We start from the raw sequence: 15,069 nt of genomic DNA, 5'->3' as shown, positions 1-15,069 counted from the left end.
TCTCGACGGATGAAGGCCCCGCTGCTGCAGCTCGGCCTTCATGGTTCGAGACGGCGCCACGCGCCTCCTCACCATGAGGATTGAACGCCTACGCCGCGTCAGCCGCCATCCGCGCCTTGACGATCTTGTCGGGGTTCTGCACGGGCTCGCCACGCTTGATCTTGTCGACGTTCTCCATGCCCTCGGTGACCTTGCCCCACACCGTGTACTGGTTGTCGAGGAAGCGGGCATCGTCGAAGCAGATGAAGAACTGGCTATCGCCGGAATCCGGGCTGGCGGCGCGCGCCATCGAGGTGGTGCCGCGCACATGCGGCTCCTTGTTGAACTCGGCCTTCAGCTTCTGGCCGGAGCCGCCGGTGCCGGTGCCCTGGGGGCAGCCGGTCTGCGCCATGAAGCCGTCGATCACGCGATGAAACACGATGCCGTCGTAGAAGCCTTCGCGCACGAGTTCCTTGATGCGCGCGACGTGGCCGGGCGCCAGATCAGGCCGCATCTCGATGGTGACGGGGCCCTGCGTGGTCTCGAGGATCAGTGTGTTTTCGGTGGCGCTCATGCTCGTCTCTCTTGGGTTGGGGGTGAAGTCCTGTCAGGTGAAGATTTGCGGTTGCGAAACTGGATCGCGAACGGACGCCCCGCAGCGGCGCCGGCCATCGCATCGGTAAATGGCATCGGCGTGCAGCGTTGCAATGCCTCCATCACCGCGACCCGGTATTGCAGCCGGTCATTGTCGGAAGCCTCCGCGGATTCATAGGTAATCCTCGGATGGCCCAGAATGTTTCCAGCCCGGTTGAAGCTCACCACGACGGTGATGTCGATCGGGCGGGCCCTGGCGGCGGGCGGCGGCTTCCAGCAGGTGCGCAAATGCCGGAAGATGTCCTGGATGGTGTTGACCTGTGCGTCCTCGGCGACCGCGCCCGGGACGCCGAGCAGCAGCACCGCGGCAACCAGCAGGAGCTTGCCACCGCAGCGCGCCATCGCCGCTCCTACTTGATGTCGGAAGCGACCTGCACCTTCACCATCTTGTCGGGGTCGGTGACGGTGCCGCCGCTCGATCCGGGAGGCGCCTTCTTCAGCTTGTCGACGACGTCCATGCCCTGCACGACCTCGCCGATCACGGTGTACTGGTTGTCGAGGCTGCCGCCGTCGGCAAACATGATGAAGAACTGCGAATTGGCGGTGTCGACGCTGTCGCCGCGCCGGGCCATGCCGACGATGCCGCGCGCAAAATGCACCTTCGAGAATTCCTGCTTCAGGTTCGGATATTTCGAGCCGCCGGTGCCATTGAAGTTCTGACCGTCGCCGGTCTGCGCCATGAAGCCATCCATGACGCGGTGGAACGGCACGTTGTTGTAAAAACCCTCGCGCGCGAGCTGCTTGATGCGCTCGGCGTGCTGGGGCGCAAGGTCCGGCCGGAGCTTGACGACGATGCGGCCCTTGGTGGAGTCGATGACGATGGCGTTGGCCTTGTCGAGGCCGGCCGGCAAGGCTTGCGCGAAGGCCGGCACCGCGAACAGAACCGCGGTAAGAACTGCGAGAATTCGGATCATGACAACTCCGGATCAGAGATGAGAAAGGAAACGCGCCGTTATCAGGCGAATTTTGCCTTGAGCTGGGCCGCAACCAGCGGCGGAACGAAGGCCGAGACATCCCCGCCCATGGCAGCGATCTGGCGCACCAAAGTGGCGGTGATCGGGCGGACCATGGGAGAGGCCGGCAGGAAGATCGTATGCACCTCGGGCGCCATGGCCTCGTTCATGCCGGCGAGCTGCATCTCGTAGTCGAGGTCGGTGCCGTCGCGCAGGCCCCGAATCATGATCGTGGCACCGTGCTTGCGCGCCGAGGTCACCGACAGATCGTCAAACGTCACGGCCTCGAGCACGCAGCCGGCCTGGGCGGCCACCGGCCCGCAGACGTCATGGAGCATCTTCAGCCGCTCCTCGGCCGAGAACAGAGGCTTCTTGCCGGGGTGCACCCCGATCGCGACAACAAGCCTGTCGCACAGCGACACGCTGTGCCGGACCACGTCCAGATGGCCGTTGGTGATGGGGTCGAAGGAACCTGGATAGAAGGCAATGCGCGGCATGGCCACGTCCTACCGCGCCCTGCCCGGCCCGGCAAGCCGGTCAGGTTCCCTGGCGGTTTTTCCGCAGAAGCGTGTCGGAATGCGCCGAATTGTTTCGTCCTGAGGGCGGCCACGACACAAAACGGAGCGCGAACGAAACCATTTCCCGCGTTCGCGAAGACGTCCGGAAACTGGCCATGGTTACTAATCCAGCCAACGAACGACGGGCCGCACACTGGGCGTAGCGGCCGCATCACAGGGGACTGTCATGATCAAGGCTCTTTCGGCGATCGCCATTTCTGCGTGTGTTGCTGCCACCCTCACGCTCCTGCCCGGCTTCGCCCCCACCGTCGAGGCGAGCGTGCCGCAGCCGCTTGCCAAGAGCGACCGGCTCGATATCCGCACCGTCGGCAAGGACTGCTCGCAGCAGGCCTGGCCGAATTTCGAAGCGTCCTGCCTCCGCCAGGCCGGCACCAAAGCCAACATCCGCGAGGCTCGCCTTGTGACTGCCAACCGTACTCCGTAGTGGGGGTCTGTCAGTTTCGCGTCAGCTAACTCTCAAGATAAACCCCAAAGATATACCCCATGGATATTTGCGACGTCCCGTCGCACACTGCCTGATGCTCGCGCCCGTCGGAATGACCCGTCGGGCGCGATCCCATCGGGGGGTCGCCATTGTCCAGTACGCCTGCAGTCGCCTCCGGCCATCAACCTGATCCACTGCCGATTGCCATGACGATGGGCGCCCTCGGGGTGGTCTATGGCGATATCGGCACCAGCCCCCTCTACGCCCTGAAGGAAGCCGCCAAGGCCGCCGCCCATGGCGGCACTTTGACGAACGATGCCGTTCTGGGCGTCGCCTCGCTGATCCTCTGGGCGCTGTTGCTGATCATCTCACTGAAATATGCGCTGTTGATTCTGCGTGCGGATAACCGCGGCGAAGGCGGCATCGTCGCGCTGCTGGCCTTGCTGCATGCCCGCAACGCTCAACCCGGTACCTGGCGCGCGCATTTGCTGGTCGTCGGCCTCGTCGGCGCCGCGCTACTGTACGGGGACGGCGCGATCACGCCGGCCATCTCCGTGCTCTCAGCCATCGAAGGTCTGAAGGTCGACGCACCCTCGCTCGCGCCGGCGGTTGTGCCCGTGACCGTCGTCATCCTGATCGGACTGTTCATGATGCAGAAGCAGGGCACCGGCTTCATCGGCCGCATCTTCGGACCGGTGATGCTGGCCTGGTTCTTCGTGCTGGCAGCGCTCGGCATCCACGGCATCGTCAAGGCGCCGGCGGTGCTGGCGGCGCTCAGCCCGCTCTATGCGTTCGACTTCCTGATCCATCAGGATTTTCATGTCTCCTTCGCGATCCTGGGGGCCGCCTTCCTCGCGGTGACCGGCGGCGAAGCCATGTACGCCGACATGGGGCATTTCGGCCGCCTGCCGATCCGGCTGGCCTGGTTCGCGATCTGCCTGCCTGCGCTCGTGCTGAACTATTTCGGCCAGGCCGCGCTGCTGATCACCGATCCCACCATGATCGAAAATCCGTTCTTCCAGCTCTGCCCTGACGCCCTGCATTATCCGCTGGTCGCGTTCTCGGCGGTCGCGACCGTGATCGCCTCGCAAGCCATCATCTCCGGCGTGTTCTCGTTGACGCAGCAGTCGATCCAGCTCGGCTTCCTGCCGCGCATGCAGATCCGTCACACCACGAGCGACGCGATCGGTCAGATCTACGTGCCGTTGGTGAACTGGCTGCTCGCCGCCGCAACGCTCGGCGCCGTGCTGAGTTTCGGCAGCTCGGAGGCGCTGGCCGGCGCCTACGGCATCGCGGTGTCGCTATTGATGGCGATCACCACGCTGCTCGCCGCCCTGGTCGCGATCCAGTGGGGCTATTCACCGTGGCTCGTGGTTGCCGTGAACGGCTTCTTCTTCGTGATCGATTTGATCTTCTTCTCGGCCAATTCGATCAAGCTGTTCGAGGGCGGCTGGTTTCCGCTGATGCTGGCGGGCTTCGTCGCCTTCCTGATGCTGACCTGGCGCAGCGGCGTGAAGCTCGTCGAAGCCGCACGCGCGAAGCTGCGCCAGCCCGAGGAGGATCTGATCGAGACCGCGGTCAACCAGTGCAGCGCCAGACTCCCCGGCACCGCCGTGTTCCTGGCCTCGGCGCCGCGCGGCGTGCCGCTGGCACTGACCCAGTTCGTCAAGCACAACCACGTGCTGCACGAGCGCATCGTCCTGGTCACCGTGCTGATCGAGGAGCTTCCTCACATCGCCGACGAAGACCGCATCGAGGTGATCGAGATCATTCCCGGCATTACCCGCGTCGTTCTGCATTACGGCTTCATGCAGAACCCGACGATTTACGAAGGGCTGACCTTCGCCTGCCGCCACGGCAAGCTGCCCGGCATCGATCTCTCCGACATCACCTATTACGTCGGCCGCGAGACCATCATCCCGCGCGAGGACGTGCCGGGCATGTGGGTCTGGCGCGAAACCGTGTTCGCCTTCCTGCAACGCAACGCCGAACGCTCCGCCGCGTTCTTCGGCGTACCGACCAAGCAGGTGGTGGAATTCGGCACGGAGCTGGAGATTTAGCTGGTCAGTGAAGTATCCGGATCGAGCACAACTCAATCCGGGACAGCCGTCCGAATGAAGAACCCGGATTTCGCTTGCGCTCCATCCGGGCTAGGGGGTGACGCATCACTCCCCGTTCGACTCCCCATTCGCCCCGTTTCCGCTCTCGGCCTCTTCCGTGATGTGCTCGACCGAGACGACGTGTTCGTCCTCCGCGGTGTCGAACACGATCACGCCCTGGGTCGAGCGGCCGGCGACGCGGATGCCTTCGACCGGGCAGCGGATCAGCTGGCCCTTGTCGGTAACCAGCATGATTTGATCAGCATCCTCCACGGGGAACGACGCTACGAGGTTGCCGTTGCGGTTGTTGACGCTCATGGCGACGATGCCTTTGCCGCCGCGGCCCGTGGTGCGGTACTCGTAGGACGACGTCCGCTTGCCGTAACCGTTGACGGACACGGTCAGCACGACCTGCTCCTGCGCTGACATCTCGACGTAACGCTCCTGGGCGAGTTGGAAGCTGCCGGAGGTCTCCTCGGCCTCGGCGTCCGCCGCCGGCTCCTCGGCCGCAGCTTCGCCGGCGACCGCACGACGCATCTTCAGGTACGCCGAGCGCTCGTCGGACGTCGTCTCGACGTGGCGCAGGATCGCCAGCGAGATCACCTTGTCGCCCTCGGCAAGCGCAATGCCGCGCACGCCCATCGAGGTGCGGCCGGTGAACACGCGCACGTCGGTCACGGGGAAGCGGATGCACTGGCCGCCGGCGCCGGTCAAAAGCACGTCGTCGTGCTCGGTGCAGATCTGCACGTCGACGATCGCTTCGTTGTCGTCGAGCTTCATCGCGATGATGCCGGAGCGGCGGACATCGACGAAGTCGGACAGCTTGTTGCGCCGGACGTTGCCGCCTGTCGTGGCGAACATCACGTCGAGATTGCCCCAGGTGGACTCGTCCTCCGGCAGCGGCATGATGGTGGTGATGCGCTCGCCCTGCTCCAGCGGCAGGATGTTGATCAGCGCCTTGCCGCGCGCATTCGGCGCGGCCATCGGCAGGCGCCAGACTTTGATCTTGTAGACCTGTCCGCGCGAGGAGAAGAACAGCATCGGAGTATGCGTGGACGCCACGAACAGCCGGCTGACAAAATCCTCATCGCGGGTCTGCATGCCGGCGCGGCCCTTGCCGCCGCGGCGCTGGGCCCGGTAGGCCGACAGCGGCACGCGCTTGACGTAGCCGGCGTGCGAGACGGTGACGACCATGTCCTCGCGCTGGATCAGGTCCTCGTCCTCGACCTCACCTTCCTGCTCGATGATGACGGTGCGGCGCGGGGTTGCGAACTCGGCCTTCACTTCGGCGAGCTCGGACTTGATGATGCCCAGCACGCGGTCGCGCGAGCGCAGGATGTCGAGATAGTCGGCGATCTCGCCGGCGAGCTTGTCGAGCTCCTCGCGGATTTCGTCGCGGCCGAGTGCGGTGAGGCGTTGCAGGCGCAGATCGAGAATGGCCCTCGCCTGCTCCATCGACAGCCGGATCGTGCCGTTCTCGCTGATGCGGTGGCGCGGATCGTCGATCAGCGTCAGCATGTCCTCGACGTCCCGGGCCGGCCAGTCGCGCGACATCAGGGTGTCGCGGGCGGTGGTCGGGTCGGGCGAGGTCCGGATGACGCGGATCATCTCGTCGATATTGGCGACTGCGATGGCGAGACCGACCAAAACATGGGCGCGATCTCGGGCCTTGGCGAGCAGGAACTTGGTGCGCCGCGTGACGACCCGCTCGCGGAAGTCGACGAAGATCGCCAGCAGGTCCTTCAGGTGCATGACCCGTGGACGGCCGCTGTCGAGCGCCACCATGTTGACGCCGAAGCTCGTCTGCAGCGGCGTGAACCTGTAGAGCTGATTGAGCACCACATCCGGCACGGCGTCGCGCTTCAATTCGATGACGACGCGGTAGCCGTCGCGATCGGATTCATCGCGCAGGTCCCCGATGCCTTCGATCTTCTTTTCCTTGACCAGCTCGGCGATGCGCTCGACCATCGTCGCCTTGTTCACCTGGTAGGGAATCTCGGTGATGATGATCGCCTCGCGCTCCTTGCGGATGGTCTCGATCGCGACCTTGCCGCGCATCATGACCGAGCCGCGGCCGAGGTGATAGGCGGCGCGGATGCCCTGCCGTCCGAGGATGACGCCGCCGGTCGGGAAGTCCGGTCCCGGCACGATGTTGATGAGCTCGTCGATGGTGAGCGCGGGGTTGTCGATCAGCGCGACGCAGGCGTCGATGACCTCGCCGAGATTGTGCGGCGGGATGTTGGTCGCCATGCCGACCGCGATGCCGCCGGCGCCGTTGACGAGAAGGTTCGGGAACTTGGCTGGCAAGACCGACGGTTCGGTCTCGTTGTTGTCGTAGTTCGGCTGGAAGTCGACCGTGTCCTTGTCGATGTCGGTTAGCAGAGCCAGCGCCGCCTTCGTCAATCGGGCTTCGGTATAACGATAGGCAGCCGGGGGATCGCCGTCGACCGAGCCGAAATTGCCCTGGCCGTCGATCAGCGGCACGCGCATGGAGAAATCCTGCGCCATCCGGACCATGGCGTCGTAGATCGACTGGTCGCCATGCGGATGATATTTACCGATGACGTCACCGACCACGCGGGCGGACTTGACGTACTTCTTGTCCGGCGTGTGCCCCTGCTCGTTCATCGAGTACAGGATGCGGCGATGCACCGGCTTCAGGCCATCGCGGGCGTCAGGCAGCGCCCGCGCCACGATCACGCTCATGGCGTAGTCGAGATAGGACTTCTTCATCTCCTCGAAGATGGAGACGGGGCGAATATCCGAGGGTTGCGCCGGCTGGTCGCCGGGCTTGTCGTCGTCGTCAGCCAAGGGGAAATCCGGTGAGGTTTTATCTGGGAATCATATAGCGCATCGAGCCTCTGATAACCACCCTCGCGGCGTTCTGGGAAGCGCTTTTTCCGCCTATTTTTCCAACAACTTAAGCCCTTGCGAGCGGTGTCTCGGACAGCACTCGCATCGGCCTTGCAAAATCGCCGCTCACGCGTGGAAAACCGCGCGGTGAGCTTGCCGCGTCGGCGCGTTTGCCAAGCCGCAATCCGAGCTCACCCAAACATGAAGCGGGCCCGGAAATGCCGAGCCCGTCCTGTCGATTAGTGGGATGTTCTGACATGAGATGAGAAGCGCCGCCCATCCGGCCGGGCGTCCGCATCAGGCGCCGCGTTCTTGGAGCGGAATCGCTCAGAACGGGATATCGTCGTCCATGTCGCTGTTGCGGCCACCGCCGCCGGCGGCAACAGGGCGCCGCGGCGCGCTGCTGACCGGACCGGAGGAGCCGAAATCGCCGCCCGGCTCGTCGCCGAAGCTGCCGCCTCCGCCACCGCCGCTACGACCGTCCAGCATCGTCAAGGTCGAGTTGAACCCCTGCAGCACGACTTCGGTCGAGTACTTTTCGACACCGCTCTGGTCGGTCCATTTGCGGGTCTGGAGCGCACCCTCGACGTAAATCTTGGCGCCCTTCTTCAGATACTGTTCGGCGACCTTGCAGAGCCCTTCATTGAAGATCACGACGCGGTGCCACTCGGTCTTTTCCTTGCGCTCGCCAGTCGCCTTGTCGCGCCACGTCTCCGAGGTCGCGACGCTCAGATTGGCGATCGGCCGCCCGTCCTGGGTGCGGCGGATTTCAGGATCCTTGCCGAGATTTCCAACCAGAATGACCTTGTTGACGCTTCCCGCCATCTCCGCTCTCCGCTCCGAATGCCACTGAATTCAAGAAGGCCGGTCCGCTCCCGCGTTCCGCCGTGCCTGTTGAGGCGACCCTATACGCTCGCCGAACACTTGCGGACGACGATCAGGCCGTCACCCTTCCGGTTATCCCCACATATAGCATCGACCTCCGGTTCGTTCCAGATTTGTTCTTGGCGAAGACAGATCTGAAGGCGTGGGATCGATCGGCCACATGTGTTGCGGAAAGGCACAGGTCGATTGGAACCTTTGTAGGTTCCGTTCAGCAAGTTATGGGTACTCGCACTGCCGCGGTCTTGTTGCATTTGGGAGACGGACTCTGCCGCTCCGTAGAGCTACGGTTGCCTCGGACTTAGTTCATATGGGCCCTCGCGCCTGATCAGCCGCTTCGGGGAAATAAGAAGCGGACGAAACCTGGGGAGACTGGCAATGAATAAGCTTCTTATTTGTGCAATCGGTGCAGTGGCGATGGGCTTGTCGGCTCCCGCAAGCGCGGCGGACATGGCCGCGCGTCCCTACACCAAAGCCCCGCCGCCGGCGGTTGCCGCCATCTACGACTGGAGCGGCTTCTACATCGGCATCAACGGCGGCGGTGGCTCCAGCCACAAGTGCTGGGACTTCGTCACGCCCGCGACCGGCGTTCTCGTCGGCGAAGGCTGTCACAATGCAACAGGGGGCACCGTCGGCGGCCAGATCGGCTATCGCTGGCAGTCCGCCAATTGGGTGTTCGGTCTGGAAGGCCAGGGCAACTGGGCTGATTTCCGGGGCGACAACGTGAGCACCCTCTTCCCTGGTACCGCTTTGGTGACGGGTGATCGCAACCGTTCCCGCATCGACGCTTTCGGTCTCATCACCGGTCAGGTCGGTTACGCCTGGAACAACGTGCTGCTTTACGTGAAGGGCGGCGCCGCCGTCGTCGGTGACAAGTACGACATCTACGCTGCTGCGGGTACGCCCGGCGCGGGCGCGCTGCTGGCTTCGGCCCGGGAGACTCGCTGGGGTGGCACGGTCGGGGCCGGTCTGGAATTCGGCTTCGCCCCGAACTGGTCGCTGGGCTTTGAGTACGACCACATCTTCCTTGGCGATCGCACGATCGGCTTCACAACGCCTGCGGGTGCGGTATTCGGCAGCGACCGGATTCGCCAGGACGTAGACATGGGCCTGGTCCGCTTGAACTATCGCTGGGGCGGTCCGGCCATCGCAAGGTACTGATCGCGCTGGACATATCGCACTTCGAAGGCCGGCCTTGCGCCGGCCTTTTGCTGTGCAGTCCTCCGATATTAATCGGTCAATAACCGTTCCGATCGTTGTTGCTTTTGAGTGACACAACTTGCGGCTTCACTGGTGTAAGTACGGCATCAGTTGGGCAAGTGAGTCCGATGCCCTCCCTATCGTGGAAGGCACAATCAGAAACTGGGACTGGGATTAGTTGAAAATGAAAAAGGTTTTGTTGGCTTCGGCCTGTTTGTTCGCTCTCGCTGCCCCGGCTTCGGCCGCTGATCTCGCGGCGCGCCCCTACACCAAGGCCCCGGTGGCCATGGCTTCGGTCTACAACTGGACCGGCTTCTACCTCGGTATCGTCGGTGGCGGCGCTTGGGAAAATTCCTCGACCGACCCGAAGATGAAGGGCGGCTTCGTCGGCGGTACTGCCGGCTACAACTGGCAGACCGGCAATGTCGTGTTCGGCGTCGAGGCCGATGGTTCCTGGGCTGATGTCAGCGCGTCGGTCACCGGCCCCGTTGCCGTCCCCGGCTTCGGCCTCGTCAGCACCACCCTCAGCTCCAAAACCGATGCGATGGGAACCGTGCGCGGCCGCATCGGCTACGCCGTCAACAACGTCCTGTTCTACGGCACCGGTGGTTACGCCTGGATCGACAACAAGCTCAGCGTCAGCGCGCTCGGCGTGACCGTTTCCGACAGCAAGTGGCACTCCGGCTGGACCGTCGGTGCGGGCGTCGAAGCGTTCTTCGCTCCGCAGTGGTCGGTCAAGGGCGAGTACCTCTTTCGCAGCCTCGGCGGCGAGACCTACTTCTCGGGCGCCCTGCCCTCCGGCACGCTCGAGTTTCACACCGTGCAGGTCGGCGTGAACTATCACTTCGGGGGCCCGGTGGTCGCCAAGTACTGAGTTCAGTACTTAGCCCCAACGCCATCCGCGTTACGAAAGGCCGGCCTTGTGCCGGCCTTTTTGTTTTGTCGGGCACGTTGCCGCGCAGTTCCACCCTGCTCCTGCCAGATGCCGCCAGTGCGCCAACAATCCGTTGACGATTCGCAAGTCCCACTGGAAATCCGTCTCCGTTCTTCCTACGTTCGCTGACAACCCCATCGGCGCCGATCCCGGTTCCGGGCGAAGCGCGCCTTTTTTGTTGGCGCGATCGCGCGCCTTTGGGATTCCTTGAGGGCAACCCGGATGGATGAAGTGATCAAGGCGAAGCGCCAACAGCAGAACGTGGGATCAAACCTGCGCGCAATTACCATCCGTGGCGCGCGCGAGCACAATCTCAAGAACGTCGATGTCGAGATTCCCCGCGACAAGCTGGTGGTGTTCACGGGGCTGTCGGGCTCCGGCAAATCCTCGCTCGCGTTCGACACCATCTACGCCGAAGGCCAGCGCCGCTACGTCGAATCGCTGTCTGCCTACGCCCGCCAGTTCCTGGAGATGATGCAGAAGCCCGACGTCGACCAGATCGACGGCCTGTCGCCGGCGATCTCGATCGAGCAGAAGACGACGTCGAAGAACCCGCGCTCCACCGTCGGCACGGTGACCGAAATCTACGATTACATGCGCCTGCTGTGGGCGCGCGTCGGCGTGCCCTATTCGCCCGCCACCGGCCTGCCGATCGAGAGCCAGATCGTCTCGCAGATGGTCGATCGCGTGCTGGCGCTGCCCGAGGGCTCGCGCCTCTATCTGCTCGCGCCGGTCGTGCGCGGCCGCAAGGGCGAGTACCGCAAAGAGCTTGCCGAATGGCTCAAGAAGGGCTTTCAGCGCGTCAAGATCGACGGCGCCTTCCACGAGCTCGCCGAAGCCCCTGTTCTCGACAAGAAATTCCCGCACGACATCGACGTCGTCGTCGATCGCATCGTGGTGCGCCCCGACATCGGCCAGCGCCTCGCCGAAAGTTTCGAGACCGCGCTGAAACTTGCCGAGGGCCTCGCCGTCATCGAATTCGCGGATGCGCCGGCTGCGGCAGCATCCGCGGAAGAGAGGAAGAAGACCGCAAAGATCCACGACAAGAGCGGACCCGAGCGCATGCTGTTCTCGGAAAAGTTCGCCTGCCCGGTGTCCGGCTTCACCATCCCCGAGATCGAGCCCCGGCTGTTCTCGTTCAACAACCCCTATGGCGCCTGTCCCGCGTGCGGCGGCCTCGGCGTCGAGCAGCATGTCGACGAAGACCTCGTCATTCCCGACAAGGAGCTCGCCATTGGCAAGGGCGCGATCGCGCCCTGGGCCAAGTCTTCGTCGCCCTATTACATTCAGACGCTGACTGCGCTCGGCAAGCACTACAAGTTCACGCTGACCACCAAATGGAAGGATCTGCCCAAGAAGACGCAGAACGCGATCCTCCATGGCTCCGGCGAGGACGAGATCAAGTTCTCCTACGAGGACGGCGTCCGCTCCTACGACACCAAGAAGCCGTTCGAGGGCGTCATCACCAACATCAACCGCCGCTATCGCGAGACCGAGAGCGAGTGGGCGCGCGAGGAGCTGGCGAAGTATTTCCACGACGTACCCTGCGAGGCGTGCCACGGTTTTCGGCTCAAGCCCGAGGCGCTCTGCGTCAAGATCGGCGGCAAGCATATCGGCGACATCTCCGAGATGTCGGTGAAGGGCGCCGGCGCGTGGTTCGAGACCGTGCCGGAGGCGCTGAACACTCAGCAGAACGAGATCGCCGGCCGCATCCTCAAGGAGATCCGCGAGCGCCTTACCTTCCTGCTCGATGTCGGCCTCAACTACCTCACACTCTCCCGCTCCTCCGGCACGCTGTCCGGCGGCGAGAGCCAGCGCATCCGGCTCGCTTCGCAGATCGGCTCGGGCCTGACAGGCGTGCTCTACGTGCTCGACGAGCCCTCGATCGGCTTGCACCAGCGCGACAACGCGCGCCTGCTCGACACGCTCAAGAGACTTCGTGACCTCGGCAACACCGTGATCGTGGTCGAGCACGACGAGGACGCGATCCTGCTCGCCGACCACGTGCTCGACATCGGCCCCGGCGCCGGCATGCATGGCGGCAACATCATCGCCGAAGGCACGCCCGCCGAGATCATGCGCAACCCCAACTCGCTGACGGGCAAATATCTCACCGGCGAGCTCGAGGTCGAGGTGCCCGAGCGGCGCCCGCCGAACCATCGCCGCACCATCAAGGTGGTCAACGCGCGCGGCAATAACCTCAAGAACGTTACGGCCGAAATTCCGCTCGGCCTGTTCACCTGCGTCACCGGCGTCTCCGGCGGCGGCAAGTCGACGCTGCTGATCGACACGCTCTACAAGGCGATCGCCCGCAAGCTGAACAATGCCAGCGAAGGCGCCGCGCCGCACGACCGCATCGAGGGCCTCGAGCACATCGACAAGATCATCGACATCGACCAGTCGCCGATCGGTCGCACGCCGCGCTCCAACCCCGCGACCTATACCGGTGCCTTCACGCCGATCCGCGAATGGTTCGCCGGCCTGCCCGAGTCGAAAGCGCGCGGCTACGAGCCCGGCCGGTTCTCCTTCAACGTCAAGGGCGGCCGCTGCGAGGCCTGCCAGGGCGACGGCGTCATCAAGATCGAGATGCACTTCTTGCCCGACGTCTACGTCACCTGCGACGTCTGCAAGGGCAAGCGCTACAACCGCGAGACGCTGGAGGTCCTATTCAAGGGCAAGAGCATCGCCGACGTGCTCGACATGACCGTCGAGGAAGCGGCCGAGTTCTTCAAGGCGGTCCCACGTGTACGCGAGACGTTCCAGACGCTGCATCGCGTCGGCCTCGACTACATCCATGTCGGCCAGCAGGCCACGACGCTCTCGGGCGGCGAAGCCCAGCGCGTCAAGCTCGCAAAAGAGCTGTCAAAGCGCGCCACCGGCCGCACGCTCTACATCCTGGACGAGCCGACCACCGGGTTGCATTTCCACGACGTCAAGAAGCTGTTGGAGGTGCTGCACGAGCTGGTCGCGCAGGGCAACACGGTCGTCGTCATCGAGCACAATCTCGAAGTGATCAAGACCGCCGACTGGGTCATCGACCTCGGCCCCGAAGGCGGCGATGGCGGCGGCGAGATCGTCGCCTGGGGCCCGCCAGAGGACATCGCAAAAGCGCCGCGGAGCTATACGGGGAAGTTCCTGGCGCCGGTGCTGGCGAAGGCTCGGAAGCCGAAGCGGAGACGCGCGGCGAGCGAGGCGGCCGAGTAGGTTACGCCGCGGGAGCGGCCGACACATTGTCTGAGGGAGACTGAGTTTGCCTGCCGGACTTGTGCAAACCTATCGTGCGTTCGCCCACAATAATGCTTGGGCAAACCACCGGCTGCTCACCGCTTGCGCGGCGCTGTCTCAGGCCGACTTCGAAGCCGAGCGGACCGGCTTCTTTCCGAGCCTGCAACGCACGCTGAACCACATCCATGTCATCGACCTCTTCTATGTCGATGCACTGGAGGGCGGATGGTTGGGACCGGCAGCTTGGAAGAACGACGTGCCGCACCTTTCCCTTGCTGCGCTGAAGCCTGCGCAAGCCGCGATCGACAAGCGCTTGATCGCCATGTGCGATGCACTGACGCCCGAGATTCTCAACGGCATTGTGCGGATCAACCGCGACACGCGGGTCCAGGCCGAACGCCGCGACCGACTGCTCATGCATCTGTTCCAGCATCAAATTCATCACCGCGGACAAGCGCACGCCATGCTGTCCGAAACGAGCGTCGCGCCGCCTCAGCTTGACGAGTTCTTCGCCGAGGGAGAGGCGCCGCTCAGGGCCACCGAATTCGACCAACTCGGATGGACCGAGGAAACCGTGTGGAAAGCCTAGCGGTGTAGCTTCGTCTCCATGCCCTACTCCCTCGCCATCTTTGATCTCGACGGCACGCTGGCCGACAGCTTTCCGTGGTTCCTGCGCACCATCAACGACGTCGCCGATCGCTTCGGCTTCCGCCGCGTCGCGGACGAGGATATCGAGGGGCTGCGGCATGCTTCTTCGCGGGAGATTCTGAGCCGGCTCGAGGTGCCGCTGTGGAAGCTGCCGGCGATCGCGCGGCATGCGCGGCGACTGAAGGCGGAGGCTGCAGCGGAGATTTCGCTGTTTGCGGGGGTCGAGACAATGCTGCGGACGCTGGCGGAGAGTGGCGTGCAGCTCGCGATGGTGACGTCGGACAGCGAAGCCAATGCGCGCGAGAAGCTCGGCGATTGCGCGACGCTGTTCGCCCATTTCGATTGCGCGGCCTCGCTTTTCGGCAAGCCCGCGAAGTTCCGACGGGTCATCCGCCGCGCCGGCGTGGAGCCGGGCAAGGTCATCTCGATCGGCGACGAAGTGCGCGACATCGAGGCGGCGCGGACAGTGGGAATTGCCTGCGGAGCGGTGGGCTGGGGTTATGCGGCGCCGGCGGCGCTGCGGGCGATGGCGCCGGATCACATGTTTGATCAGATGGATGAGATTGTATGGACGCTGTGCCCCGGTGCCGTAGCCCGGATGAGCGAAGCGATATCCGGGAACGCCGGTGGATGAGGAGAG

Annotated in this window: 13 protein-coding genes; 7 read left to right on the top strand and 6 right to left on the bottom strand. The window is 64.1% G+C overall.

The window, feature by feature from the left end:
• Positions 1-88: 88 nt before the first annotated feature.
• Genes RX329_RS22010 through coaD form a run of 4 tightly spaced genes read right to left on the bottom strand, consistent with a single transcriptional unit; the run spans position 89 to position 2,083 of the window.
• Positions 89-553, bottom strand: coding sequence for a peptidylprolyl isomerase (locus RX329_RS22010; protein WP_018457987.1), 465 nt, complete (start codon positions 551-553; stop codon positions 89-91).
• Entirely contained in the window at positions 550-975 is a 426-nt protein-coding gene (locus RX329_RS22005) for a hypothetical protein (RefSeq protein WP_018457988.1), read from the bottom strand. The genes RX329_RS22010 and RX329_RS22005 overlap by 4 nt, the downstream gene beginning before the upstream one ends.
• A gap of 8 nt (positions 976-983) precedes the next feature.
• Positions 984-1,547 carry a peptidylprolyl isomerase gene (locus RX329_RS22000; RefSeq protein ID WP_317244208.1) on the bottom strand — a complete coding sequence of 188 codons (564 nt, stop codon included), beginning with the start codon at positions 1,545-1,547 and terminating at the stop codon, positions 984-986.
• A 41-nt stretch (positions 1,548-1,588) separates the two neighbouring features.
• Complete coding sequence (gene coaD / locus RX329_RS21995) at positions 1,589-2,083, bottom strand: pantetheine-phosphate adenylyltransferase (RefSeq protein WP_317244207.1); 495 nt, start codon at positions 2,081-2,083, stop codon at positions 1,589-1,591.
• A gap of 247 nt (positions 2,084-2,330) precedes the next feature.
• On the opposite strand from coaD, the gene RX329_RS21990 reads away from it, so the two are divergent.
• Together RX329_RS21990 and RX329_RS21985 are read left to right on the top strand one after the other, a co-directional pair.
• Positions 2,331-2,588 (top strand): hypothetical protein, encoded by a 258-nt coding sequence (locus RX329_RS21990; RefSeq protein WP_018457991.1) that lies wholly within the window; start codon positions 2,331-2,333, stop codon positions 2,586-2,588.
• A 206-nt stretch (positions 2,589-2,794) separates the two neighbouring features.
• Complete coding sequence (locus RX329_RS21985; protein WP_085353166.1) at positions 2,795-4,648, top strand: potassium transporter Kup; 1,854 nt, start codon at positions 2,795-2,797, stop codon at positions 4,646-4,648.
• 105 nt (positions 4,649-4,753) lie between these two features.
• Here the strand turns inward: RX329_RS21985 and gyrA are convergent, their stop codons facing one another.
• Positions 4,754-7,498, bottom strand: coding sequence for a DNA gyrase subunit A (gene gyrA, locus RX329_RS21980; RefSeq protein ID WP_317244205.1), 2,745 nt, complete (start codon positions 7,496-7,498; stop codon positions 4,754-4,756).
• A 369-nt stretch (positions 7,499-7,867) separates the two neighbouring features.
• Positions 7,868-8,365 (bottom strand): single-stranded DNA-binding protein, encoded by a 498-nt coding sequence (locus tag RX329_RS21975; RefSeq protein ID WP_007590726.1) that lies wholly within the window; start codon positions 8,363-8,365, stop codon positions 7,868-7,870.
• 435 nt (positions 8,366-8,800) lie between these two features.
• Here RX329_RS21975 and RX329_RS21970 point away from each other — a divergent pair, with 435 nt between their 5' ends.
• The 5 genes from RX329_RS21970 (at position 8,801) to RX329_RS21950 (ending at position 15,063) form a co-directional block, all read left to right on the top strand.
• Complete coding sequence (locus tag RX329_RS21970; RefSeq protein WP_026233477.1) at positions 8,801-9,583, top strand: outer membrane protein; 783 nt, start codon at positions 8,801-8,803, stop codon at positions 9,581-9,583.
• A 223-nt stretch (positions 9,584-9,806) separates the two neighbouring features.
• Positions 9,807-10,496 (top strand): porin family protein, encoded by a 690-nt coding sequence (locus tag RX329_RS21965; RefSeq protein WP_317244204.1) that lies wholly within the window; start codon positions 9,807-9,809, stop codon positions 10,494-10,496.
• 282 nt (positions 10,497-10,778) lie between these two features.
• A complete protein-coding gene (gene uvrA, locus RX329_RS21960; protein ID WP_317244203.1) occupies positions 10,779-13,760 on the top strand; it encodes an excinuclease ABC subunit UvrA in 2,982 nt (993 codons plus the stop codon).
• A 46-nt stretch (positions 13,761-13,806) separates the two neighbouring features.
• Positions 13,807-14,370, top strand: coding sequence for a DinB family protein (locus tag RX329_RS21955; protein WP_026233478.1), 564 nt, complete (start codon positions 13,807-13,809; stop codon positions 14,368-14,370).
• An 18-nt stretch (positions 14,371-14,388) separates the two neighbouring features.
• Positions 14,389-15,063 carry an HAD-IA family hydrolase gene (locus RX329_RS21950; protein ID WP_085353172.1) on the top strand — a complete coding sequence of 225 codons (675 nt, stop codon included), beginning with the start codon at positions 14,389-14,391 and terminating at the stop codon, positions 15,061-15,063.
• The last annotated feature ends 6 nt before the right edge of the window (positions 15,064-15,069 follow it).

The sequence above is a fragment of the Bradyrhizobium sp. BWC-3-1 genome, from assembly GCF_032917965.1.
Lineage (GTDB): Bacteria > Pseudomonadota > Alphaproteobacteria > Rhizobiales > Xanthobacteraceae > Bradyrhizobium > Bradyrhizobium canariense_D.
This window is presented reverse-complemented; position numbering and strand designations above follow the sequence as displayed.

Bases quoted from the DNA above. Each gene is read 5' to 3' on its own strand.
- RX329_RS22010 (WP_018457987.1), bottom strand. From the start codon at position 553: ATGAGCGCCACCGAAAACACACTGATCCTCGAGACCACGCAGGGCCCC.
- RX329_RS22005 (WP_018457988.1), bottom strand. From the start codon at position 975: ATGGCGCGCTGCGGTGGCAAGCTCCTGCTGGTTGCCGCGGTGCTGCTG.
- RX329_RS22000 (WP_317244208.1), bottom strand. From the start codon at position 1,547: ATGATCCGAATTCTCGCAGTTCTTACCGCGGTTCTGTTCGCGGTGCCG.
- coaD (WP_317244207.1), bottom strand. From the start codon at position 2,083: ATGCCGCGCATTGCCTTCTATCCAGGTTCCTTCGACCCCATCACCAAC.
- RX329_RS21990 (WP_018457991.1), top strand. From the start codon at position 2,331: ATGATCAAGGCTCTTTCGGCGATCGCCATTTCTGCGTGTGTTGCTGCC.
- RX329_RS21985 (WP_085353166.1), top strand. From the start codon at position 2,795: ATGACGATGGGCGCCCTCGGGGTGGTCTATGGCGATATCGGCACCAGC.
- RX329_RS21975 (WP_007590726.1), bottom strand. From the start codon at position 8,365: ATGGCGGGAAGCGTCAACAAGGTCATTCTGGTTGGAAATCTCGGCAAG.
- RX329_RS21970 (WP_026233477.1), top strand. From the start codon at position 8,801: ATGAATAAGCTTCTTATTTGTGCAATCGGTGCAGTGGCGATGGGCTTG.
- RX329_RS21965 (WP_317244204.1), top strand. From the start codon at position 9,807: ATGAAAAAGGTTTTGTTGGCTTCGGCCTGTTTGTTCGCTCTCGCTGCC.
- uvrA (WP_317244203.1), top strand. From the start codon at position 10,779: ATGGATGAAGTGATCAAGGCGAAGCGCCAACAGCAGAACGTGGGATCA.
- RX329_RS21950 (WP_085353172.1), top strand. From the start codon at position 14,389: ATGCCCTACTCCCTCGCCATCTTTGATCTCGACGGCACGCTGGCCGAC.